Origin of the sequence: Streptococcus mitis, assembly GCF_946188695.1 — a bacterium.
Lineage (GTDB): Bacteria > Bacillota > Bacilli > Lactobacillales > Streptococcaceae > Streptococcus > Streptococcus mitis_DF.
Window position 1 is genome coordinate 14,462 of the sequence record NZ_CAMHWI010000017.1, and the last position, 22,912, is coordinate 37,373.

21 protein-coding genes and 1 pseudogene are annotated in these 22,912 nt (G+C 40.5%); 14 read left to right on the top strand and 8 right to left on the bottom strand.

Annotated features, from left to right (window positions below; translation table 11 throughout):
- Window positions 1-87 precede the first annotated feature (87 nt).
- The 5 genes and pseudogenes from N8L33_RS07655 to N8L33_RS07675 all read left to right on the top strand — a co-directional run bounded on the left by N8L33_RS07655 (window position 88) and on the right by N8L33_RS07675 (window position 4,660).
- On the top strand, window positions 88-1,497 hold the full coding sequence (locus N8L33_RS07655) for a peptide MFS transporter (protein ID WP_419991841.1): 1,410 nt from the start codon (window positions 88-90) through the stop codon (window positions 1,495-1,497).
- Between the two features lie 413 nt (window positions 1,498-1,910).
- The gene (locus N8L33_RS07660) at window positions 1,911-2,597 is read left to right on the top strand and encodes an XRE family transcriptional regulator (RefSeq protein ID WP_261059486.1); all 687 of its coding nucleotides are present in this window, start codon (window positions 1,911-1,913) and stop codon (window positions 2,595-2,597) included.
- Between the two features lie 3 nt (window positions 2,598-2,600).
- Entirely contained in the window at window positions 2,601-4,016 is a 1,416-nt protein-coding gene (locus tag N8L33_RS07665) for a Y-family DNA polymerase (RefSeq protein ID WP_261059487.1), read from the top strand.
- The gene (locus N8L33_RS07670; protein WP_261059488.1) at window positions 4,013-4,375 is read left to right on the top strand and encodes a hypothetical protein; all 363 of its coding nucleotides are present in this window, start codon (window positions 4,013-4,015) and stop codon (window positions 4,373-4,375) included. Before N8L33_RS07665 ends, N8L33_RS07670 begins: the two co-directional genes overlap by 4 nt.
- Window positions 4,368-4,660: pseudogene (locus tag N8L33_RS07675) on the top strand (DUF5960 family protein). Before N8L33_RS07670 ends, N8L33_RS07675 begins: the two are co-directional and overlap by 8 nt.
- 143 nt (window positions 4,661-4,803) lie before the next feature.
- Here N8L33_RS07675 and N8L33_RS07680 read toward each other — a convergent pair.
- From N8L33_RS07680 to N8L33_RS07705, 6 genes are read right to left on the bottom strand one after another with little or no spacing between them, the layout of a single operon-like run.
- On the bottom strand, window positions 4,804-5,280 hold the full coding sequence (locus N8L33_RS07680) for a glutathione peroxidase (protein ID WP_261059489.1): 477 nt from the start codon (window positions 5,278-5,280) through the stop codon (window positions 4,804-4,806).
- The gene (locus tag N8L33_RS07685) at window positions 5,277-5,855 is read right to left on the bottom strand and encodes a DUF3278 domain-containing protein (protein WP_261059490.1); all 579 of its coding nucleotides are present in this window, start codon (window positions 5,853-5,855) and stop codon (window positions 5,277-5,279) included. The genes N8L33_RS07680 and N8L33_RS07685 overlap by 4 nt, the downstream gene beginning before the upstream one ends.
- A 26-nt stretch (window positions 5,856-5,881) precedes the next feature.
- Entirely contained in the window at window positions 5,882-6,208 is a 327-nt protein-coding gene (locus N8L33_RS07690; protein WP_261059491.1) for a hypothetical protein, read from the bottom strand.
- A gap of 9 nt (window positions 6,209-6,217) precedes the next feature.
- The gene (locus N8L33_RS07695) at window positions 6,218-6,460 is read right to left on the bottom strand and encodes a hypothetical protein (RefSeq protein ID WP_261059492.1); all 243 of its coding nucleotides are present in this window, start codon (window positions 6,458-6,460) and stop codon (window positions 6,218-6,220) included.
- A gap of 10 nt (window positions 6,461-6,470) precedes the next feature.
- Window positions 6,471-7,010 (bottom strand): DUF3278 domain-containing protein, encoded by a 540-nt coding sequence (locus N8L33_RS07700; protein WP_261059493.1) that lies wholly within the window; start codon window positions 7,008-7,010, stop codon window positions 6,471-6,473.
- Between the two features lie 15 nt (window positions 7,011-7,025).
- Window positions 7,026-7,220, bottom strand: coding sequence for a helix-turn-helix transcriptional regulator (locus N8L33_RS07705; protein ID WP_001082472.1), 195 nt, complete (start codon window positions 7,218-7,220; stop codon window positions 7,026-7,028).
- A gap of 166 nt (window positions 7,221-7,386) precedes the next feature.
- Here N8L33_RS07705 and rsmH point away from each other — a divergent pair, with 166 nt between their 5' ends.
- The 5 genes from rsmH (at window position 7,387) to N8L33_RS07730 (ending at window position 14,346) form a co-directional block, all read left to right on the top strand.
- Window positions 7,387-8,337: a 16S rRNA (cytosine(1402)-N(4))-methyltransferase RsmH gene (gene rsmH / locus N8L33_RS07710; protein WP_261059494.1), complete on the top strand. Its 951-nt coding sequence runs from the start codon at window positions 7,387-7,389 to the stop codon at window positions 8,335-8,337.
- A gap of 9 nt (window positions 8,338-8,346) precedes the next feature.
- On the top strand, window positions 8,347-8,664 hold the full coding sequence (gene ftsL, locus N8L33_RS07715; RefSeq protein WP_000227825.1) for a cell division protein FtsL: 318 nt from the start codon (window positions 8,347-8,349) through the stop codon (window positions 8,662-8,664).
- Window positions 8,665-8,667: 3 nt separating this feature from the next.
- Window positions 8,668-10,920 (top strand): penicillin-binding protein PBP2X, encoded by a 2,253-nt coding sequence (pbp2x, locus tag N8L33_RS07720; protein ID WP_261059495.1) that lies wholly within the window; start codon window positions 8,668-8,670, stop codon window positions 10,918-10,920.
- Between the two features lies 1 nt (window position 10,921).
- Window positions 10,922-11,902: a phospho-N-acetylmuramoyl-pentapeptide-transferase gene (gene mraY / locus N8L33_RS07725; protein ID WP_261059496.1), complete on the top strand. Its 981-nt coding sequence runs from the start codon at window positions 10,922-10,924 to the stop codon at window positions 11,900-11,902.
- A 338-nt stretch (window positions 11,903-12,240) separates the two neighbouring features.
- Window positions 12,241-14,346: an ATP-dependent Clp protease ATP-binding subunit gene (locus tag N8L33_RS07730; protein ID WP_261059497.1), complete on the top strand. Its 2,106-nt coding sequence runs from the start codon at window positions 12,241-12,243 to the stop codon at window positions 14,344-14,346.
- A gap of 61 nt (window positions 14,347-14,407) precedes the next feature.
- On the opposite strand, the gene N8L33_RS07735 is transcribed toward N8L33_RS07730, so the two are convergent.
- Complete coding sequence (locus tag N8L33_RS07735; RefSeq protein ID WP_000032547.1) at window positions 14,408-14,890, bottom strand: S-ribosylhomocysteine lyase; 483 nt, start codon at window positions 14,888-14,890, stop codon at window positions 14,408-14,410.
- A gap of 94 nt (window positions 14,891-14,984) precedes the next feature.
- Window positions 14,985-16,469, bottom strand: coding sequence for a DUF1846 domain-containing protein (locus N8L33_RS07740; RefSeq protein WP_261059498.1), 1,485 nt, complete (start codon window positions 16,467-16,469; stop codon window positions 14,985-14,987).
- 152 nt (window positions 16,470-16,621) lie between these two features.
- Between N8L33_RS07740 and N8L33_RS07745 the strand changes: the two genes are divergently transcribed.
- From N8L33_RS07745 to cps4B, 4 genes are all read left to right on the top strand, one after another.
- On the top strand, window positions 16,622-18,229 hold the full coding sequence (locus N8L33_RS07745; RefSeq protein WP_261059499.1) for a glycoside hydrolase family 13 protein: 1,608 nt from the start codon (window positions 16,622-16,624) through the stop codon (window positions 18,227-18,229).
- A 195-nt stretch (window positions 18,230-18,424) separates the two neighbouring features.
- Window positions 18,425-20,383 carry a peptide ABC transporter substrate-binding protein gene (locus N8L33_RS07750; protein ID WP_261059500.1) on the top strand — a complete coding sequence of 653 codons (1,959 nt, stop codon included), beginning with the start codon at window positions 18,425-18,427 and terminating at the stop codon, window positions 20,381-20,383.
- A 346-nt stretch (window positions 20,384-20,729) separates the two neighbouring features.
- Complete coding sequence (gene cpsA, locus N8L33_RS07755) at window positions 20,730-22,175, top strand: LCP family glycopolymer transferase CpsA (protein ID WP_261059501.1); 1,446 nt, start codon at window positions 20,730-20,732, stop codon at window positions 22,173-22,175.
- A gap of 1 nt (window position 22,176) precedes the next feature.
- A complete protein-coding gene (gene cps4B / locus N8L33_RS07760; protein WP_261059502.1) occupies window positions 22,177-22,908 on the top strand; it encodes a capsular polysaccharide biosynthesis protein Cps4B in 732 nt (243 codons plus the stop codon).
- Window positions 22,909-22,912: the final 4 nt, after the last annotated feature.

Sequence of the window (22,912 nt, forward strand, 5' to 3'; positions counted from 1 at the left end):
TTATATCGTTCAAGGAGAATATATATGGAAAAACATAAAACATTTTTTGGACATCCTATGGGCTTGTCCACCCTCTTCTTTACAGAGATGTGGGAACGCTTTTCTTACTATGGGATGCGAGCTATCCTACTTTACTATATGTACTATAGTGTGCAAGATGGTGGGTTGGGGATGGATAAGACCACGGCTGCATCGATTATGGCGATTTATGGCTCGCTGGTATTTTTGTCCTCGGTTATCGGTGGTTTTGTCAGTGACCGTATTTTAGGAAGTCGTAAGACTGTCTTTTACGGTGGGATTCTGATTATGCTAGGGCATATTGCTTTGGCAACACCTTTTGGACAAGTGGCTCTCTATCTTTCTATTGCCTTGATTATCTTTGGTACTGGATTTTTAAAACCCAATATCTCAGATATGGTGGGGGGAATTTATGAGAAAGAGGATGATAGACGGGATGCAGGTTTTAGTATCTTTGTCTTTGGTATTAACTTAGGTGCCTTCGTTGCCCCTTATTTAGTAGGTTATCTAGGTCAGGAAGTCAATTTCCATCTAGGTTTCTCATTAGCTGCCGTTGGGATGTTCTTTGGTTTGGTGAAGTATGTTTTAGATGGGAAGAAATATCTGCCTGAATCAAGTCTTTACCCCACTGATCCACTTTCACAGAAGGACCAGCAGACCTTGATTAAACGCTTGCTGATTACACTTGTCATGGTTATTCTGGTGATTATAGGCTTAGTCTTTGCTCACCAATTTAACGTGGATATGATTGTTAATATCTTTACAATAATTGCGGTAATCATTCCAATCTACTATTTCTTCAAAATTTTATCTAGTCAGAAAATAACTGCCACTGAGAGATCTCGAGTATTTGCCTACATTCCTCTATTTATCGCTGGGGTACTATTCTGGTCTATTGAGGAGCAGGGTTCTGTTGTTCTCGCTCTATTTGCGGATGATCAGACTCGACTTTACTTTAATGTATTTGGGAATCAGATTCATTTCCCATCTAGCTTTTTCCAAAGTATTAATCCACTTTTCATTATGATTTATGTGCCGATTTTTGCATGGTTGTGGGGGAAAATGGGTAAAAAGCAACCGTCCTCTTCTAAGAAATTTGCTTACGGTTTATTAGCGGCAGGTTTGTCCTTCTTGTGGATGATGTTACCAGGGATGCTCTTTGGGACAGATGTTAAGGTCAGTCCTTTCTGGTTGATTATGAGTTGGGCTATTGTGATTGTGGGGGAAATGTTGATTTCGCCTATTGGTCTATCAGTCACTACTAAGCTGGCACCAAAATCCTTCCAAGCACAAATGATGTCTATCTGGTTCTTGAGTAATGCTGCTGCCCAAGCTATCAATGCCCAAATTGTAAAATTTTATACAAGCGAAACTGAAGTGGCTTACTATGGAATTGTTGGAGGAATTACGATTGTATTCGGTATTATCTTACTCTTCTACGTTCCACGTATTGAAAAACTAATGTCTGGTATCAAATAGAGAAAAACTAGAATTTCTGTAGGATAAAAGTTAGATCAATTATTTATTCAAAGGATTTAGTTCTGTATGGTGCAGGGCTAGGTCCTTTTAGTTTGATTAATACTCTTCGAAAATCAAATTCAAACCGCGTCAACGTCGCCTTGCCGTATATATGTGACTAACTTCGTCAGTCTTATCTACAACCTCAAAACAGTGTTTTGAGCAACCTGCGGCTAGTTTCCTAGTTTGCTCTTTGATTTTCATTGAGTATAAAATTCACGATGTTTCTGATATTCCTAGTAGACATTTGTTCACTTTTTTTATATAATAAAACTAAACCATATTGGTTGAGTTTTAAAAATATGACTTCAAGCATCGATTAGTCTTTCTAAGGGAGATAATGTCCATTAAAGCATCATACTAGGAGGTGAAGTATGTATCAGCCAGAAAAATTAAAGGCTCGGAGGAAAGAGTTAAAACTGACACAGAGGGAAATTGCAGAGCAACTTGGGATTAGTTTCCAGGCTTACTCAGCTTGGGAACGTGGAGTCAAGGAACCGTCCAAGGAGAAGGTAGCCCAGCTAGAGAACATTTTAAAAGTACCAAAAGGATATTTTACTCAGATAGAGATTGTCCGTCTCTACCATAGCCTCTCCAAGCAAGGGCAGGAGAAGGTTGTTCTCTATGCTCGCAACCTATCTCAAGAGGAGCAAGCCCAAAAAGTGACAGCTATGCCAGAGCGCCTCTACGAGTACCGTGTTTATGAACGCATGTCAGCAGGGATTGGGGCTTCGGTCTACGATGATCAGAATTTTGATACGGTTTACTTTAATGAGGAGTTGGCTCATGATTTTGCTTCATGGGTGTCTGGGGACTCCATGGAACCTAAATACCAAAATGGCTCCGTGGCTCTGATTCGAGAGACCGGATTTGACTATGACGGGGCGGTTTATGCAGTGGTTTGTAACAACCAGACCTATATCAAACGGGTTTATAGAGAGGAGAATGGATTGCGTCTGGTCTCTATCAATCCTAAATACAAGGATATTTTCATCTCCTATGAGGAAGATCCTCGGATTGTGGGGATTATCGTTGGGAACTTTGTGCCGATGGAGGGCTAGCCAATGGGCTACTTTGATTATTCTAGAGAGCCCAAAAGTGACATTGCCTTTGTCGATATGAAATCCTTTTATGCCAGTGTTGAGTGCGTGAAAAGGGGCTTACATCCGCTGAAAACCTCGCTTTGTGTCATGAGTCGCGCGGATAATTCAACTGGTCTTATCCTAGCCTCCTCTCCCCTGTTTAAGAAGATTTTTGGCAAGTCAAATGTTGGTCGGGCCTATGATTTGCCTTTTGATATCAAAACGCGAAAATTTTCCTATTACAATGCTCGAAAGCAAGGGCTACCGACTGACTCGGACTATGTTCGCTACATCGAAGATTGGGCTCAAGTGACCTTGATTGTGCCACCCAGGATGGATGAGTACATCGCAGTCAATATGGAAATTCAGCGAATCTTTCAAAACTATGGCAGTCCAGATGATATTTATCCCTACTCTATCGATGAGGGCTTTATTGACCTGACTAGTTCCCTTAATTATTTCATTTTAGACAAGAGTCTCTCTCGCAAAAACAAGCTGGATATGCTTTCTGCTCGTATTCAGAGGGATATTTGGAGGCAGACAGGGATCTACTCTACAGTAGGTATGTCCAATGCCAATCCCTTACTGGCCAAGTTGGCTCTGGATAATGAGGCCAAGCACACTCCGACCATGAGGGCCAACTGGTCTTACCAGGATGTGGAAGAGAAGGTCTGGTCCATTCCAAAGATGACCGACTTTTGGGGAATTGGCAGGCGGATGGAGAAACGCTTGCATGCTCTGGGGATTTTTTCCATCAAGGAATTGGCAACCAGCAATCCCGACCAGCTAAAGAAAGCTCTGGGTCAGGCTGGTCTGCGTTTGTGGTTTCATGCCAACGGGATTGATGAGAGCAATGTTCATAAGCCCTATAAAGCCAAATCCAAGGGCTTGGGGAATTCTCAAATCTTGCCGAGAGACTACGTGAAGCTACGGGATATTGAAATTATTCTCCGAGAAATGGCGGAGCAGGTGGCTATTAGACTGAGAAGGTCTGGAAAGAAAACAACCCTTGTCTCTATCTATGTCGGTTTCTCTAAACAGGAGGTCAGGTCGTCTATTCACACACAACTGAAGGTCGAACCGACCAATAATACAGCTGTCTTAACGGATTATGTTTTGAAGCTATTTCATAACAAATACACTTCTGGAGCAGTCAGAAGTGTCGGAGTAAACTATTCAGGCTTTGTAGACGAGTCCTTTGGTTTGATCTCCCTCTTTGATGATGTTGACAAGTTAGAAAAAGAAGAAAGGCTCCAGACGGCTATTGACTCCATTCGGGAACAATTTGGTTTCACTTCCCTTTTAAGAGCAAATGCACTGGAAGAAGCCTCCAGGAGTCTTGCCAGAAGCAAGCTGATTGGGGGACATTCTGCTGGAGGCTTAGATGGATTAAAATGATTGATCGTTCTTATTTACCTTTTCAATCCGCGCGAGATTATCAAGATCCAGGTATGCAGAAGTGGATGGGGTTTTACCTCTCAGAACACACCAGTTCGCTCAGTGAAGAAAAAAACCGTGTTGATTTTTCGATAGATTTGGACCCAGTTGAGAAACTACATTTACTTTCTCAGCTTTATATTAGCCAGCTAAAGGGATGCTTTGTGGTTAAGGAAAAGAGGCAGAAGGCGACTATCATCGGTGAGGTGAGGGAGTTATCACATCAGACTCTATCTATTAGGACAAACGAGGGATATAGGTTGATAGAGGTTGCAGATGTCCTCGAAATTCGACTGTGGGAGGAGGGAGTTTATGACTAGAAAAGAGCTGTATGAAAACAAACTGCAGATGGATTATTTTTCAGATGACTATATTCGTTTTGAAGAGGATTTTCAAAAATACTCTGCCATGAACGTACCCTTGACTTTCTTGATTGATGACATCCTACGAACCATGGCGATGAATCAGAAAACTACTTTGTCTTAAACAAGGAAAATGCCAAGGATGGGCGAGAGCATAGCTTTTATTTCAGGGTGGTAACGGAAAAAGCGTGTCCTAGAAATCGAACCTATGCATATGTTGGGGTTAAAAATAGTAGTCAGTAGAGGGTTGTCTGCTGTAAAATGTATCATTTTTATAACACTTCATGTTTCATATCATGGGGTGTTTTTCTTTTTAAGTCAAAGCCCATCAAAAAATCCCACTATTCATTAGGCTAAAGGAGACCTAATCATAGTGAGATTGTGAATTATAGTAGGGTTTGTATGGCCTCTTCAATCTGTTTAGGATCTGTTTTGGAAGAAAAGCGTTCAAATACCTGTCCATCTCGACCGATGAGAAACTTAGCGAAATTCCATTCGATTCGTTTTCCTAGTGAGCCAGATTTCTGGTCTTTTAGCCAAACATAAAGAGGATCTGCTTCCTTACCGTTGACTTTGATCTTGGCAAAGCGTGGGAAAGTGGTTTGATAGTTTAGGCTACAGAAGTTATTGATTTCCTCTGCATTGCCGGGTGCTTGTCCCATAAACTGATTACAAGGGAAGTCTAAAATCTCAAATCCTTGTTCTTGATAGCGGTCATAGAGTTCTTGGAGTCCTTGGTACTGGGGCGTTAAACCACATCCAGTAGCAGTGTTGACAATCAAGAGAACCTTCCCACGATAGGCATCTAGGGGAGTTGCTTGATTGTCTTGGTTCGAGACTGAAAAATCGTAGATTGAGGTCATTGATTGCTTTTCTCCTTCTGTTTGGTATTTTTAGGAGTTTTCTCCTCTTGTAGTGATAAAAATCCGTAGGTCAGGGTTCCAAAAATGCTACCGATAATCAGGCCATACATCAGCAAAGGAACACTTTTATCAAATTGCATGAGCAACTTCACAAAATCTGGAAGGGACATCTGCTGAACGAAGACTTTATGAAAGATGAGTAGGGTAAAGAGGCCAATCTGAAGACCAATAAACACAACCCAGCTTCGGAATTTGATTTGGCTCTTGCTGTAGGTTTTAAGGATGATTTCTGACTTATCATCTTTTTCCAGATGGAGTTCTTTGACGGCTCTTTGAGTTTTTAAGGTAATGAAAAAAATGAGTCCAGAGTAAACGTAGGGCATGGCATAGCGAACCACCTCTATGAAGCGTCCAAATAATAGATAAAACAAGAAGAGAAAGAAGGAAGAATAAACGATTTGGACCATGGAACGGGCACAAGCCTTGTAGATAATCTCTTGCCGGCATTCATCAAAAGGGCCTTGGATATGAAAGAGATTTCGAAGTAGGCGAGTGGTGAAGTCTTCTTTTTTCATGCTGATAACCTCCTAAATGAGCGGTTTTACTGACTTTCTTTTACGAATTGATAGAGATAATAAAGATAAGTGATAGAAGAAAGGATAGCGATAGTGAGCAGTAAATAATATTTCCAATTGCTTGAGATGACCATCAATTGTGGTAAAGATAGAATCATAAAGCATAGTGCTAAGTTGAGTATACGTGTTTTTGGGGAGTCAATCTTTAGATAGGTCAGTCCTTTGTTAAGTGCTGGAATAAAGACTAGCACGAGGAATCTCTCGCTGATTGGCAAGTTACCTGAAACGATGATGAAGATGAGTAGAGAACTGAACAAAAGATGATAGGTAAGTAAAGTTAGCAATGATTTCATAGGTACCTCCTAATTTTGGTCTTTTTTAGCTCTTGCAATACGAAGTGAGTCGACAATATGTATCATCACTCCGAAAAAGAAAGCTCCCAGTATAGTTTTAAAAATATGTTTTGTATTTAGAAGAGAACTGATAAAACTTGGATTTTCACTTGTTAGGGTATCACTGAGTGGAATTATAAAAAACATCCATAGACCAAAGAACAAACCTGCTTTCAGACCAGGATAAGGTAACTGCTTCTTTTCTTTTTTCATGAGTTGGCTCCTAATCATCCTGATCTTTCTTAACTCTTGCAATGCGACGGGAGATGAGGAACTGTATGCTCACTCCGAAGAAGAGAGCACCTAGAATGCTTGATACACCATTTCTTATAGTGAGAAGAGAATGGAAATAGTCCTGACCTTCACCTATGAGTATACTGAGAAGAGGAGTTATAAAAAACATCCATAGACCAAAGAACAAACCTGCTTTCAGACCTGGGTAGTGTAGTTGCTTGCTTTCTTTCTCACTCAGCATATCTGGATCAATAGCTGTAATCCCTGTTTTTTTCATTTGGTAGGTGACATAGCCAGCAGCGATGAGGGCAATCACTAAAATCAGAGGAGGATAGATTAGAGCCACTTCTTGAGGGTATTTATAGGACAGAAGGAGTGGAATAAGATTTCCGAAAATCATCAGATAAAAGAGGATGATAAAGACTTGGTTCCCAATACGATCGGCCTCACGCCGTTTGTATTCGTCAAGGGGACCAGAAATACCGTATGTGCGTTTGATCAGTTTTTCAGTGAAGGTTTCTTTTTTCATGAGTTTGCTCCTTTTTTAAAAATCTTCCTCCCAAAAGAGACTGTTGAGGTCAGTTTGGAGGCTGCGGGCGAGATTGAGACAGAGTTCCAGAGTTGGATTGTACTTGTCGTTCTCAATCATATTGATGGTTTGTCTCGAGACACCGATATCCTTGGCGAGTTCGAGCTGGGAAATGCCCAGTTCCTTGCGAAATTCTTTCACTCGATTCATCTGGTCTCCTTTCTGATTTGTGTCGTATATATTTGACTACATTATATTCTTCTATAGAGTGAATGTCAAGCATATTTGACATATTTCTTAAAGAAATCTTACTTGTTTTTGGCCTATTTGTCTGACTAGTGCAAGCTAGTCAGATTTGTGGTAAAATAGATAAGATATGACAAAAGAATTTCATCATGTAACGGTCTTGCTCCACGAAACGATTGATATGCTCGACGTAAAACCTGACGGTATCTACGTTGACGCGACTTTGGGTGGAGCAGGCCATAGCGAGTATTTATTAAGTAAATTAAGTGAAAAGGGCCATCTCTATGCCTTTGATCAGGACCAGAATGCCATTGACAATGCGCAAAAACGTTTGGCACCTTACATTGAAAAGGGAATGGTGACCTTTATCAAGGATAACTTCCGTCATTTACAGACACGTTTGCTCGAAGCTGGTGTTCAGGAAATTGATGGAATTTGTTATGACTTGGGAGTGTCTAGTCCTCAGTTGGACCAGCGTGAGCGTGGTTTTTCTTATAAAAAGGATGCGCCATTGGACATGCGCATGAATCAGGAAGCTAGTCTGACAGCCTATGAAGTGGTGAACCACTATGACTATCATGACTTGGTTCGTATTTTCTTCAAGTATGGTGAGGACAAATTCTCTAAACAGATTGCGCGTAAGATTGAACAAGCACGTGAAGTCAAGCCAATCGAGACAACGACTGAATTGGCAGAAATTATCAAGTCGGCCAAACCTGCCAAGGAACTCAAGAAGAAGGGCCATCCTGCCAAACAGATTTTCCAGGCTATTCGAATTGAAGTCAATGATGAACTGGGAGCGGCAGATGAGTCCATCCAGCAGGCTATGGATATGTTGGCTCTGGATGGTAGGATTTCAGTGATTACCTTTCATTCCTTGGAAGACCGCTTGACCAAGCAATTGTTCAAGGAAGCTTCAACGATTGAAGTTCCCAAAGGTTTGCCCTTCATCCCAGATGATCTCAAGCCCAAGATGGAATTGGTATCCCGTAAGCCAATCTTGCCAAGTGCAGAAGAATTAGAATCCAATAACCGCTCGCACTCAGCTAAGTTGCGCGTGGCCAGAAAAATTCACAAGTAAGAGGAAAAAATGGTAGATAAAAAAGAAACAACCAGTCAATTCTTGCAGAGTCGTATAAAAAAATTCTCCCGTGTGGAGAAGGCTTTTTATCTTTCCATTGCGTTTACAGCTCTCGTTTTGGCGCTTAGTATTATCTTTATGCAGACCCGACTCCTACAAGTACAGAATGATCTGACAAAAATCAATGCGCAGATAGAGGAGAAGAAGACAGAGTTGGATGATGCCAAACAAGAGGTAAATGAATTGTTGAGGGCAGAACGCTTGAAAGAAATCGCAAATTCTAAGGACTTAAAATTGAATAACGAGAATATTCGATCAGCGGAGTAAGATATGAAGTGGACAAAAAGAATAACCCGATTTGCGATTAGAAACCGTAAATCTCCAGCAGAAAACCGTAAAATAGTAGGGAAGTACATCAGCTTGTTAGCTGTCGTACTTTTCGCTGTCTTTTTGGTCAATTTTGCTGTTATTATCGGGAGTGGTAGTAAATTTGGAACGGATCTAGTAAAAGAGGCTAAGAAAGTTCACCAAATAACCCGTACAGTCCCTGCCAAACGTGGGACTATTTATGACCGAAATGGAGTCCCGATTGCTGAGGATGCAACCTCCTATAATGTCTATGCTGTCATTGATAAAAAATACAAATCAGCAACTGGTAAAATTCTTTATGTAGAAGATGCCCAGTTTAATAAGGTAGCAGAAATTTTCCATAAGTATTTGGATATGGATGAGGCTTATGTGAAAGAGCAACTGGCTCAACCAAATCTGACCCAGGTTTCCTTTGGTGCAAAAGGAAATGGGATTACATATGCCAATATGATGGCTATTAAAAAAGATTTGAAAGATGCTAGTGTGGAAGGGATTGACTTTACAACTAGCCCTAACAGAAGCTATCCAAATGGACAATTTGCTTCTAGCTTTATTGGCTTAGCCCAACTTCATGAAAATGAGGATGGTAGTAAGAGTTTGTTAGGGACTTCTGGTTTGGAGAGTTCCTTGAATACTATTCTTGCAGGGACAGATGGGATTATTACCTATGAAAAAGACCGTTTAGGAAATATCGTCCCAGGTACAGAACTGGTATCGCAACAAACTGTGGATGGCAAGGATGTTTATACAACATTGTCTAGTCCGCTACAATCTTTCATGGAAACTCAGATGGATGCCTTTCTAGAAAAAGTAAAAGGTAAGTATATGACCGCGACCTTGGTCAGTGCAAAGACCGGTGAAATCCTCGCTACCACCCAACGACCTACCTTTAATGCAGATACTAAAGAAGGAATCACTGAGGACTTTGTTTGGCGTGATATTCTTTATCAAAGTAACTATGAACCAGGATCAGCCATGAAGGTTATGACGTTAGCTTCTTCTATTGATAATAATACCTTCCCAAGTGGAGAATACTTCAATAGCAGTGAATTCAAAATAGCGGATGCGACGACTCGAGATTGGGATGTTAATGATGGTTTGACTACTGGTGGGATGATGACTTTCTTACAAGGTTTCGCTCACTCCAGTAATGTTGGAATGAGTCTACTTGAACAAAAAATGGGAGATGCTACTTGGTTGGATTATCTAAAACGCTTTAAATTTGGGGTTCCAACTCGCTTTGGCTTGACAGATGAATACGCTGGTCAACTTCCAGCTGATAATATTGTTAGTATTGCTCAAAGCTCATTTGGGCAAGGAATTTCAGTGACACAAACACAAATGCTTCGTGCCTTTACAGCTATTGCTAATGATGGAGTTATGCTGGAGCCAAAATTTATAAGTGCTATTTATGATACTAACAATCAGTCTGTACGTAAGTCACAAAAAGAAATAGTAGGAAATCCTGTTTCCAAAGAGGCAGCAAGCACAACTCGAAATCACATGATCTTAGTTGGGACGGACCCTCTATATGGAACTATGTATAATCACTACACAGGAAAGCCAATTATAACAGTTCCTGGACAAAATGTAGCAGTTAAATCCGGTACGGCTCAAATCGCTGATGAGAAAAATGGTGGTTACTTGGTTGGTACGACCAATTACATTTTTTCGGCTGTATCGATGAATCCTGCTGAAAATCCTGATTTTATCCTCTATGTGACGGTTCAACAGCCAGAGCATTATTCAGGTATTCAGTTGGGGGAATTTGCCAATCCTATCTTGGAAAGAGCAGTGGCTATGAAAGATTCCCTTAACCTCCAATCTACCGCTAAAACGTTAGATCAGGTAACAAATCAAAGCGCTTATGCCATGCCTAGCATCAAGGATATTTCACCCGGTGATTTGGCGGAAGCTTTACGTCGCAATATTGTGCAACCAATCGTTGTAGGAACAGGAACAAAGATTAAAGAATCATCTGTAGAAGAAGGGACCAATCTTGCACCTAACCAGCAAGTTCTCCTCTTATCTGATAAAGCAGAGGAAGTTCCAGATATGTATGGTTGGACAAAAGCAACCGCAGAAGCTTTTTCTAAGTGGTTAAATATAGAACTTGAATTTGAAGGTTCAGGCTCTACTGTGCAGAAGCAAGATGTTCGTGCTAATACAGCCATTAAAAACATTAAAAAAATTAAATTAACTTTAGGAGACTAATATGTTTATTTCCATCAGTGCTGGAATTGTGACATTTTTACTAACTTTAGTAGGAATTCCGGCCTTTATCCAATTTTATCGAAAGGCGCAAATTACAGGTCAGCAGATGCATGAGGATGTCAAACAGCATCAGGCAAAAGCTGGCACGCCAACTATGGGGGGACTTGTTTTCCTCATTGCTGCAGTTGTGGTGAGTTTCCTTCTTGCTCTTTTTTCAAAACAATTGACCAATAATGTGGGAATGATTTTGTTCATCTTGGTTCTTTATGGTTTAATCGGATTTTTAGATGACTTCCTCAAGGTCTTCCGTAAAATCAATGAGGGGCTAAACCCCAAGCAGAAATTGGCTCTTCAGCTCCTAGGTGGGGTCGTTTTCTACCTTTTCTATGAGCGCGGTGGCGATATGCTTTCAGTCTTTGGTTACCAAGTGCATCTAGGGATTTTCTATATTGTCTTCGCCCTTTTCTGGCTAGTGGGTTTTTCAAACGCAGTCAACTTGACAGACGGTATTGACGGTCTAGCTAGTATTTCAGTCGTGATTAGTTTGTCTGCTTATGGAATTATTGCCTATGTGCAAGGTCAGATGGATATTCTTCTGGTGATTCTGGCCATGATTGGTGGTTTACTCGGTTTCTTCGCCTTTAACCATAAGCCTGCCAAGGTCTTTATGGGGGATGTGGGAAGTTTGGCTCTCGGTGGGATGTTGGCAGCTATCTCTATGGCCCTCCACCAAGAATGGACTCTCTTGATTATCGGAATTGTTTATGTTTTTGAAACAACTTCGGTTATGATGCAAGTAAGTTATTTCAAAATGACTGGTGGCAAACGTATTTTCCGTATGACGCCTGTGCATCACCATTTTGAGCTTGGAGGATTTTCTGGTAAAGGAAATCCTTGGAGCGAGTGGAAGGTTGACTTCTTCTTTTGGGGAGTGGGGCTTCTAGCAAGTCTCTTGACCCTAGCAATTTTATATTTGATGTAAGAATGGCACCCTGATGTTTCAGGGTGTTTTTGCTTTTTAAAAAATATTGGTCAATCAAAGTCAAAATCCTTGACCTTTTCTGACTAATGTAGTATATTATGAACGTAAGGTAAATGAAAGCCTTACTCGAACACGTATTGAAAGTAAAATAGAAAGAGGTGGGTCTATGTTTAATCTAGAAATCTTCAGAAGTAAAGATAGTCTACTCCTGCTTGAAAAAGAAAAACCAGAAATAGTACGTAGAGTAGCCATCTAGCTAGTCTAAATTTTTTAAAACAAAGGTCAAAGATAGTCAAAATCAGTAATCATAACTAAGTAAACAAAAAGAGGTAAAGAATATGAACAACAACTTTAATAATTTCAACAACATGGATGATCTATTTAACCAATTGATGGGTGGTATGCGAGGATACAGTTCTGAAAATCGTCGCTACTTGATTAATGGACGTGAAGTGACACCTGAGGAATTTGCTCACTATCGTGCAACTGGTCAATTGCCAGGAAATGCAGAATCTGATGTGCAAATGCAACAACAGGCTTCAGGTATGAAACAAGACGGTGTCCTTGCTAAACTAGGTCGTAACTTGACAGCAGAAGCGCGTGAAGGCAAGTTGGATCCTGTTATCGGACGAAACAAGGAAATTCAAGAAACATCTGAAATTCTTTCACGTCGTACCAAGAACAATCCTGTTCTGGTCGGAGATGCAGGTGTTGGTAAGACCGCAGTTGTCGAAGGTTTAGCGCAAGCTATTGTGAATGGAGATGTTCCGGCTGCCATCAAGAATAAGGAAATTATTTCTATTGATATCTCAGGTCTTGAGGCTGGTACTCAATACCGTGGTAGCTTTGAAGAAAACGTTCAAAACCTAGTCAATGAAGTGAAAGAAGCAGGAAATATTATTCTCTTCTTTGATGAAATTCACCAAATCCTTGGTGCTGGTAGCACTGGTGGAGATAGTGGTTCTAAAGGGCTTGCGGACATTCTCAAGCCAGCCCTCTCTCGTGGGGAATTGACCGTTATTGGAGCGACAACTCAAGACGAATACCGTAACACCATCTTGAAGAATGCTGCTCTTGCTCGTCGTTTCAACGAAGTCAAGGTCAATGCTCCTTCAGCAGAGGATACCTTTAAAATCCTTCAAGGAATTCGTGACCTCTATCAACAACACCACAATGTCATCTTGCCAGATGAAGTCTTGAAAGCAGCAGTGGATTATTCTGTTCAATACATTCCACAACGTAGCTTGCCAGATAAGGCTATTGACCTTGTCGATGTTACAGCAGCTCACTTGGCAGCTCAACATCCTGTAACAGATGTTCATGCTGTTGAACGTGAAATCGAGGTGGAAAAAGACAAGCAAGAAAAAGCAGTTGAAGCAGAAGATTTTGAAGCAGCCCTAAACTATAAAACACGTATTGCAGAATTGGAAAAGAAAATCGAAAACCATACAGAAGATATGAAAGTGACTGCAAGTGTCAACGATGTGGCTGAATCTGTAGAACGGATGACGGGTATTCCGGTGTCACAAATGGGAGCGTCAGACATCGAACGTTTGAAAGATATGGCTCATCGCTTGGAACACAAGGTGATTGGCCAAGACAAGGCAGTTGAAGCAGTGGCTCGTGCCATCCGTCGTAACCGTGCTGGTTTTGATGAAGGCAATCGCCCAATCGGTAGCTTCCTCTTTGTAGGACCAACTGGGGTAGGTAAGACAGAACTTGCTAAGCAATTGGCGCTGGATATGTTTGGAACTAAGGACGCCATCATCCGTTTGGATATGTCTGAATATAGTGACCGCACAGCTGTTTCTAAGCTAATCGGTACAACAGCAGGTTATGTGGGGTATGATGACAATAGCAATACCTTGACAGAACGTGTTCGTCGTAATCCTTACTCTATCATCCTCTTGGATGAAATTGAAAAGGCTGATCCTCAAGTCATTACTCTTCTCCTCCAAGTTCTAGATGATGGTCGTTTGACAGATGGTCAAGGAAATACAGTAAACTTCAAGAACACTGTCATTATTGCGACCTCAAATGCTGGATTTGGCTATGAAGCCAACTTGACAGAAGATGCGGACAAACCAGAATTGATGGATCGTTTGAAACCATTCTTCCGCCCAGAATTCCTTAACCGCTTCAACGCAGTTATCGAGTTCTCACACTTGACCAAGGAAGACCTTTCTAAGATTGTGGATTTGATGTTGGCGGAAGTCAACCAAACCTTGGCTAAGAAAGACATTGACTTGGTAGTCAGTCAAGCGGCTAAAGATTATATCACAGAAGAAGGCTATGACGAAGTCATGGGTGTTCGCCCTCTCCGTCGCGTGGTTGAACAAGAAATTCGCGATAAGGTGACAGATTTCCACTTGGATCATCTAGATGCCAAACATTTGGAAGCAGATATGGAAGATGGTGTTTTGATCATTCGTGAAAAAGCCTAACTAGAGATTTTGAGAATAAAAAAGAAGGAACCAGCTGAAAAAACTGGTTCCTTTTTTACGTTTAAATCACATGACGCTCAAAGGCATCATCTGAGATTCCTTGTTCCAAGATGAGTTTCGCCCATTCTTTAGCAGAGAAGAGGCTGTGGTCCTTGTAGTTACCGCAAGATTCGATGGTTGTTCCAGGAACATCTTCCCAAGTAGTAGTTTCAGCGATTTCCTTGAGCGAATCCTTGATAACGGCCGCGATCTCAGCGCTAGTATGGCGTCCCCACATAATCATGTGGAAACCTGTGCGGCACCCAAATGGTGAACAGTCAATCATGCCGTCAATGCGGGTGCGGATGAGTTTGGCCAAGAGGTGTTCGATAGTGTGAAGGCCAGCAGTAGGGATAGAGTCTTCGTTTGGTTGCACCAAGCGAATATCATAATTGGAGATGATGTCTCCTTTTGGTCCTGTTTCTTCCCCAATCAAGCGGACATAGGGTGCTTTAACAATGGTGTGGTCAAGTTCAAAACTTTCAACAATAACTTCTTTTGACATGGTAAATCCTTTCAGTTTTCTTCTTTCATTATAACATAAAGCTGGCTCCTGAGACAGAGAGAAAACCTCTCCGAGAGTGGAGAGGTTCAAATCTTTACTTACGATACAAACGGTCGTATTGGTAGTAAGGGTCAAAGGTTACGTTGATACCCAGTTTACGAAGGACGTTCTTGTCTTCATCTGTCAAGATGATGGTTGAGTGGGCTTCGCTTCCTTTGAGGTTACCAAGCTCTTCCATAGCGCGGGCAGCATCAGGATTTTCCGTAGCTGTGATAGCAAGTGCAATCAGGATTTCATTTGAATGTAGGCGTGGATTGCGGCTACCTAGATGATCGATTTTAAGACCTTGGATTGGTTTGACAAGTTCAGGCTCGATGAGTTTTACTTCTTTAGCAATGTCAGCTGATTTCTTGATGGCGTTAATCAAGGCAGCGGCTGTTGGGCCAAAGAGCTCTGAGTTCTTACCAGTCACGATTTCCCCATTTGGCAATTCAAGGGCTAGGGCAGGACCACCAGTTTCTTCTGCCTTTTGACGAGCAGCGACAGCAACCTTACGGTCTGCAGGTGTGATGCCGAGGTCGTTCATGAGAAGTTCAATCTTCTTGACAGCAGATTCTCCGACTTTTTCGGCTTTAAAATCAAGAACAGTTTGATAGTAGCGACGGATGATTTCTTGTTTAGAAGCTTCGACAGCAGCCTCGTCATCTGTAATAGCGAAACCAACCATGTTGACACCCATGTCTGTCGGTGAAGCGTATGGAGATTCACCAAGGATACGTTCCAACATGCGCTTGAGCACTGGGAAGATTTCGATATCACGGTTGTAGTTGACAGTAGTTTCTCCGTAGGTTTGGAGATGGAAGGGGTCAATCATGTTGACATCGTCAAGGTCTGCTGTGGCAGCTTCATAAGCCAAGTTGACTGGGTGATGAAGGGGAAGATTCCAAACTGGGAAGGTTTCAAATTTAGCGTAACCAGACTTGATACCATTGATTTGATCGTGGTACATATTGGACATACAGGTTGCCAATTTTCCAGAACCAGGTCCAGGAGCGGTTACGACGATCAAGTTTCGACTGGTTTTGATATAGTCGTTTTTCCCCATACCTTCTGGGGAAATGATGTGATCCATATCTGTCGGATATCCTTTGATTGGATAATGAAGATAAGAATCAATTCCATTTTTCTCAAGTTGCTTGCGGAAGGCATCTGCAGCTGGTTGGCCAGCGTACTGTGTGATGACCACTGAGCCGACAAAAATTCCCAATTCATTGAATTTGTCAATCAAGCGAAGAACTTCTTGGTCATAAGAAATGCCCAAGTCACCACGTGCTTTAGAATGCTCGATGTTACTTGCATTAATAGCAATCACAACCTCAACATGCTCTTTCAATTCTTGCAAGAGCTTGATTTTATTGTCAGGCTCATAACCAGGAAGAACACGAGCAGCGTGGAAATCTTCTAACATTTTACCACCAAACTCCAAGTAGAGCTTGCCGTCAAATTGATTAATGCGCTCCAAGATGTGGTCGCGCTGTAGATTCAAATATTGTTCAGAACTAAAAGCTTGTTTTTTCATTTTTTTACCTCTGACCTCTATTATAATAAAAAATTGGAAGTTAGGAAACTATGGAGTTAAAAAAGGAATCAAAAAGATTAGGCAAACGCTTGCACAAAATTCTCAAAAGCGCTATCATAGACTATAGATTATTAAAATAATGAGGTAAGAAGATGCAAGAAAAATGGTGGCACAATGCCGTAGTCTATCAAGTCTATCCAAAGAGTTTTATGGATAGCAACGGAGATGGAATTGGTGATTTGCCAGGTATTACCAGTAAGTTGGACTATCTAGCTAAGTTAGGGATTACAGCGATTTGGCTTTCTCCTGTTTATGACAGCCCTATGGACGATAATGGCTACGATATTGCTGACTATCAAGCGATTGCAGCTATTTTCGGAACTATGGAGGACATGGACCAACTGATTGCGGGAGCCAAGAAGCGTGATATTCGCATCATCATGGACTTGGTGGTCAATCATACCTCAGATGAGCATGCTTGGTTTGTTGAAGCCTGTGAAAATCCCGACAGCCCTGAGCGCGACTACTACATCTGGCGAGATGAGCCAAATGATTTGGAGTCTATCTTTAGTGGATCTGCTTGGGAATACGATGAAAAGTCAGGTCAATACTATCTCCACTTTTTCAGCAAGAAACAGCCGGATCTCAACTGGGAAAATGAGAAACTGCGCCAGAAAATTTACGAGATGATGAACTTCTGGATTGATAAAGGCATTGGCGGTTTCCGCATGGATGTCATTGACATGATTGGGAAAATTCCTGATGAGAAAGTAGTCAATAATGGTCCTATGCTCCACCCCTATCTCAAGGAAATGAATCAGGCAACCTTTGGAGATAAGAATCTCTTGACAGTGGGAGAGACCTGGGGTGCAACGCCAGATATTGCCAAGCTCTACTCTGATCCAAAGGGGCAAGAATTATCTATGGTCTTCCAGTTTGAGCATATCTGTCTTCAGTATCAGGAAGGGCAACCTAAGTGGCACTATCAAAAAGAGCTGAATATCGCTAAGTTAAAAGAGATTTTCAACAAATGGCAGACAGAGTTAGGAGTTGAGGATGGTTGGAATTCCCTCTTCTGGAATAATCATGACCTCCCTCGTATCGTCTCTATCTGGGGAAATGACCAAGAATATCGTGAAAAATCTGCCAAAGCCTTTGCAATCTTGCTTCATTTGATGAGAGGGACGCCTTATATCTACCAAGGTGAGGAGATTGGGATGACCAACTATCCGTTTGAGACGCTTGATCAAGTAGAAGATATTGAATCCCTAAACTATGCGCGTGAAGCTCTTGAAAAAGGCGTTCCGATGGAAGAAATCATGGACAGTATCCGTGTCATTGGACGTGATAATGCCCGTACTCCAATGCAATGGGATGAGAGCAAAAATGCTGGTTTCTCGACAGGTCAACCTTGGTTGGCAGTCAATCCAAACTATCAAGCAATCAATGTTCAAGAAGCGCTGGAAAATCCAGATTCTATTTTCTATACTTATCAAAAACTCGTTCAAATCCGTAAGGAGAGCAGCTGGCTGATTCGAGCTGACTTTGAGCTACTTGATACAGCTGACAAGGTCTTTGCCTATATCCGTAAAGATGGCGACCGTCGTTTCTTAGTCGTGGCCAACTTGTCAAATGAAGACCAAGACTTAACAGTAGAAAGAAATGTTAAATCAGTCTTGATTGAAAACACTGTAGCGCAAGAAGCAGTTGAGAAACAAATCTTAGCTCCATGGGATGCTTTCTGTGTGGAATTACTATAAATATTTTTTACAGAAAAATTTAAAATTAAAATCGTATAAAAACAAGGGAGGACTGCATGAAAGGCAGAAATCCTTTGTTTTTTTATGACGAAAGTTTATAAACTTTCATTCTAGAAATTCAATTAACTTTACAAATGCTTGCTATTTTGGTAAAATAAACTTATGTTATAAAAACTAACATAAAGGAGAAAGAAGATGAATACAAAAAAGCGTGTCCTTAGTGCAGGCCTGACCTTTGCGGCTGCTTTGCTCTTAGCTGCTTGCGGACAATCAGGTTCAGATACAAAAACTTACTCATCAACCTTTAGTGGAAATCCAACTACATTTAACTATTTATTAGACTACTACGCTGATAATACAGCCATTATAACCAACCTAGTTGATGGCTTGCTTGAAAATGACAACCACGGGAACCTAGTTCCATCTTTGGCAGAAGACTGGTCTGTGTCAAGCGACGGTCTGACTTATACCTATAAATTGAGAAAAGATGCCAAATGGTTCACAGCTGACGGTGAAGAATACGCCCCAGTCAAGGCACAAGATTTTGTGACAGGGATTAAGTACGCAGTGGACAATAAATCACAGGCCATTGACTTGATTCAAAACTCGATCAAGGGCTTGAATGATTATATTACAGGAGCGGATTCTGACTTTTCTAAGGTTGGGGTGAAGGCCATTGACGACCAGACTGTTGAGTATACTTTGGCACGCCCAGAACCTTACTGGAACTCAAAAACAACAAACAGTATTCTTTTCCCAGTAAACGAAGAGTTTCTAAATTCAAAAGGGAAAGATTTTGGTACCCTATCTCCAGATAGTATTCTTTACAGCGGACCTTATTTGTTAAAAGATTTCACATCAAAATCATCGATTGAGTATGTGAAAAATCCGCATTACTACGATCATGACAAAGTATCAATTGAACATGTGAAATTGGCTTACTTTGATGGCTCAGACCAAGAATTGACCATCCGTAACTTTGAAAGTGGAGCCTATTCGATCGCTGGGGTTTATCCAAATAGTTCTAACTTTGCTAAGACCAAGGAAAAATATAAGGATAATATCGTCTATAGCTTGCAGGACAAGACTTCTTGGTATTTCAATTTTAACGTCAACCGTAAGGCTTATAACCATACGTCTAAAACGACAGATGAGCAGAAGAAGTCAACTGAGACAGCTGTCTTGAACAAAAAATTCCGTCAAGCGGTGAACTTTGCCTTGGATCGCACAGCCTATTCTGCCCAGTCAAATGGGGAAGAAGCGGCAAGCAAGACCCTTCGTAATACTCTAGTGCCTCCTACATTTGTCCAAGTGGGAGGCAAGACCTTTGGAGAAGTAGTCGCTTCTGAATTGGTCAACTATGGCACAGAATGGTCAGGTATTAACTTGGCAGATGCTCAGGATGCCTACTTTAACAAAGAAAAAGCCCAAGCAAAATTTGCGGAAGCTAAAAAAGAATTGGCAAGTCAAGGTGTGACTTTCCCTATTCATTTGGATGTGGCTGTTGATCAAACAAGTAAAAATGCTGTGACAGGTATGAACTCTGTTAAGCAGACCCTTGAGTCGGTTTTAGGTGCTGATAACATTGTCATTGATGTTCAGCAACTATCAACTGATGATTTTAATAACGTAGCCTTCTTAGCACCAACACCAGCTGATCGAGACTACGATTTGAACTTTGATGGTTGGGTAGGTGACTACCAAGATCCATCAACCTATCTCAATCCTTTCAATGCAGAGGATGGCTTCTACCTCAAGATTTTTGGTCTAGATGCTCAGGAAGATAAAGCGAAAATTGCTAGTCTGGGTCTTGATACTTACACCAAGATGCTCAAAGATGCAGATAGTGAAAATAAAGATGTAGCCAAACGCTATGAAAAATATGCTGAAGCACAGGCTTGGATGATTGACAATTCTCTGATCATGTCAGCTATGTCAAGTGGTGGAACAGCATCTGTAACCAAAGTGACGCCATTTACAAGAGGTTATTCATTGGTCGGCATCAAGGGTGATGGCAATAACTACAAGTACATGAAACTGCAAAAAGATACTGTGACAACCAAACAGTATGAAGAAGCTAAGACCAAATGGGATCAAGAAAGCAAAAAAGCAATCGAAAAAGCTCAAAAAGAAGCAGAAAATCATGTGAAATAATGATGAGCAGTTCTATTGGATGATTTTTATAAAGTCGTCCTAATAGGGCTGTTTTTTGCTGTACGGGCTAGTAGTTGTCTAGTTATGTTGAATTGTAAATGAAATACTGTATTAATTTTGATGGTTTAATACTCAATGAAAATCAAAGAGCGACTGTGAAGCTAGCTCAAACTACAGCTTTGAGGTTGCAGATGAATGCTGACGTACTTTGAAGAGATTTTCGAAGAGTATAAGTGTTTATGATGTCCAAATAACCTATATCTAAGAATGTTTATAAACTCGGTAAATGTAGAATTTATCGTAAAAAAGTGATATAATGGTAACATTAAATGTATAGGTGTTAATCATGAGTAGACGTTTTAAAAAATCACGTTCACAGAAAGTGAAGCGAAGTGTTAATATAGTTTTGTTGACTATTTATTTATTGTTAGTTGGTTTTTTATTGTTCTTAATCTTTAAGTACAATATACTTGCTTTCAGGCACGTTAATATAGTGGTCGCAGTTTTTGCCTTGATGGTTGCTGTGACTGCCGCACTATTAATAATCTATAAAAAAGCAGAAAAATTCACGATTTTCTTTTTGACACTAGCTGTTTTAGTGAGTTCTGTTTCTTTATTTACTCTGCAGCAATTTATAGGCTTTACAAGTCATATTAATGCAACTTCAAATTATTCAGAGTATTCTCTCAGTGTCGTCGTTTTAAAGGATAGTGATATCAATAATGTCACACAATTATCCAGTGTTATGGGGCCAACAGGTACGGATAATGAGAATATTCAAAAGCTAATCTCTGATATTAAGACGAGTCAAAATAAGGATTTGACGGTTGATAAAAGTACTTCTTACTTGTCAACTTATAAAAGTTTGATTTCTGGAGAGACCAAAGCCATTGTCTTAAATAGTGTATTTGAGAATATTATTGAGGCAGAGTATCCAGATTATGCTTCTAAAATTAAGAAAATTTACACTAAAAAAATGACCAAGGATGTTGAGACCCCTAAGGTATCTAAAGATCGCTTCTTTAATATCTATGTTAGTGGTATTGATACTTACGGTGCCATTAGTTCAGTTTCGCGCTCAGATGTTAATATCTTGATGACGGTCAATAGGGATACGAAGAGAATCCTTCTTACAACAACTCCACGAGACTCATATGTTCCTATTGCTGATGGTGGAAACAATCAAAAGGATAAATTGACTCATGCTGGTATATACGGGGTTGATTCATCTATTCATACCCTAGAGAACCTTTATGGTGTAGATATTAATTATTATGTTCGTTTGAATTTTACCTCATTTTTGAAATTGATTGACCTATTGGGAGGGGTAGATGTTCATAACGATCAAGAGTTTTCAGCTCTAAATGGGAAGTTCCATTTTCCAGTAGGAAATGTCCATCTAGACTCTGATCAAGCTCTAGGTTTTGTACGTGAACGTTACTCACTAGCCGATGGAGACCGTGATCGTGGTCGAAACCAACAAAAGGTCATTGTAGCAATTATTCAGAAGTTAACTTCTACAGAGGCCTTGAAAAACTATAGTAGTATTCTTCAAGGATTGCAGGATTCTCTTCAAACAAATATGCCGATTGAGACTATGATGGATCTAGTGAATACTCAGTTGGAAAGTGGAGGAAATTATAAAGTAAATTCTCAAGATTTAAAAGGGACAGGTCGGATGGATCTTCCTTCTTATGCAATGCCAGACAGTAACCTCTATATGATGGAAATAGATGAGAGTAGTTTAGCTACTGTCAAAGCAGCTATACAGGATGTGATGGAGGGTAAATGAAATGATAGACATCCATTCGCATATCGTTTTTGATGTAGATGATGGGCCAAAGTCGATAGAGGATAGCAAGGCGCTTTTAAGAGAAGCTTATAATCAAGGAGTTCGAATGATTGTGTCTACTTCGCATCGTCGAAAAGGGATGTTTGAGACTCCAGAAGAAAAAATTGCAACAAATTTTATTAAGGTTCGTGAAATTGCAAAAGAAGTAGCAGATGATTTAGTCATTGCTTATGGCGCAGAGATATACTATACTCTGGATGTTCTAGAAAAGCTAGAAAGAAAAGAGATTCCTACTCTTAATGATAGCCGTTATGCTTTGATTGAGTTTAGCATGCATACTCCCTATCGTGAGATTCATACGGGATTGAGCAATATTTTGATGTTGGGAATCACACCAGTAATTGCTCATATTGAACGTTATGATGCTTTAGAGAATAATGAAAAACGCGTTCGCGAACTGATTGATATGGGTTGCTATACTCAGATAAATAGTTATCATGTTTTAAAACCTAAGCTCTTTGGTGAAAGATATAAATTTATGAAAAAGAGAGCTCGGTATTTTTTGGAACGTGATTTAGTTCATGTAGTTGCAAGTGACATGCACAATTTAGACAGTAGACCTCCATATATGGAACAGGCATACAATATCATTGCTAAGAAATATGGAGCGAAAAAAGCGAAAGAACTTTTTGTAGAAAATCCCAGAAAAATTATAATGGATCAATTAATTTAGGAGA

Excerpts from the sequence above, each read along its gene's own strand:
- N8L33_RS07655 (WP_419991841.1), top strand. The coding sequence starts at position 88 with ATGTGGGAACGCTTTTCTTACTATGGGATGCGAGCTATCCTACTTTAC.
- N8L33_RS07660 (WP_261059486.1), top strand. The coding sequence starts at position 1,911 with ATGTATCAGCCAGAAAAATTAAAGGCTCGGAGGAAAGAGTTAAAACTG.
- N8L33_RS07705 (WP_001082472.1), bottom strand. The coding sequence starts at position 7,220 with ATGAATCGAGTGAAAGAATTTCGCAAGGAACTGGGCATTTCCCAGCTC.
- N8L33_RS07745 (WP_261059499.1), top strand. The coding sequence starts at position 16,622 with ATGCAAGAAAAATGGTGGCACAATGCCGTAGTCTATCAAGTCTATCCA.
- N8L33_RS07695 (WP_261059492.1), bottom strand. The coding sequence starts at position 6,460 with ATGAAAAAAGAAAAGAAGCAGTTACCTTATCCTGGTCTGAAAGCAGGT.
- N8L33_RS07685 (WP_261059490.1), bottom strand. The coding sequence starts at position 5,855 with ATGAAAAAAGAAGACTTCACCACTCGCCTACTTCGAAATCTCTTTCAT.
- rsmH (WP_261059494.1), top strand. The coding sequence starts at position 7,387 with ATGACAAAAGAATTTCATCATGTAACGGTCTTGCTCCACGAAACGATT.
- N8L33_RS07700 (WP_261059493.1), bottom strand. The coding sequence starts at position 7,010 with ATGAAAAAAGAAACCTTCACTGAAAAACTGATCAAACGCACATACGGT.
- cpsA (WP_261059501.1), top strand. The coding sequence starts at position 20,730 with ATGAGTAGACGTTTTAAAAAATCACGTTCACAGAAAGTGAAGCGAAGT.
- N8L33_RS07735 (WP_000032547.1), bottom strand. The coding sequence starts at position 14,890 with ATGTCAAAAGAAGTTATTGTTGAAAGTTTTGAACTTGACCACACCATT.
- N8L33_RS07740 (WP_261059498.1), bottom strand. The coding sequence starts at position 16,469 with ATGAAAAAACAAGCTTTTAGTTCTGAACAATATTTGAATCTACAGCGC.
- ftsL (WP_000227825.1), top strand. The coding sequence starts at position 8,347 with ATGGTAGATAAAAAAGAAACAACCAGTCAATTCTTGCAGAGTCGTATA.
- N8L33_RS07750 (WP_261059500.1), top strand. The coding sequence starts at position 18,425 with ATGAATACAAAAAAGCGTGTCCTTAGTGCAGGCCTGACCTTTGCGGCT.
- N8L33_RS07730 (WP_261059497.1), top strand. The coding sequence starts at position 12,241 with ATGAACAACAACTTTAATAATTTCAACAACATGGATGATCTATTTAAC.
- mraY (WP_261059496.1), top strand. The coding sequence starts at position 10,922 with ATGTTTATTTCCATCAGTGCTGGAATTGTGACATTTTTACTAACTTTA.
- pbp2x (WP_261059495.1), top strand. The coding sequence starts at position 8,668 with ATGAAGTGGACAAAAAGAATAACCCGATTTGCGATTAGAAACCGTAAA.
- N8L33_RS07680 (WP_261059489.1), bottom strand. The coding sequence starts at position 5,280 with ATGACCTCAATCTACGATTTTTCAGTCTCGAACCAAGACAATCAAGCA.
- N8L33_RS07690 (WP_261059491.1), bottom strand. The coding sequence starts at position 6,208 with ATGAAATCATTGCTAACTTTACTTACCTATCATCTTTTGTTCAGTTCT.
- cps4B (WP_261059502.1), top strand. The coding sequence starts at position 22,177 with ATGATAGACATCCATTCGCATATCGTTTTTGATGTAGATGATGGGCCA.
- N8L33_RS07670 (WP_261059488.1), top strand. The coding sequence starts at position 4,013 with ATGATTGATCGTTCTTATTTACCTTTTCAATCCGCGCGAGATTATCAA.
- N8L33_RS07665 (WP_261059487.1), top strand. The coding sequence starts at position 2,601 with ATGGGCTACTTTGATTATTCTAGAGAGCCCAAAAGTGACATTGCCTTT.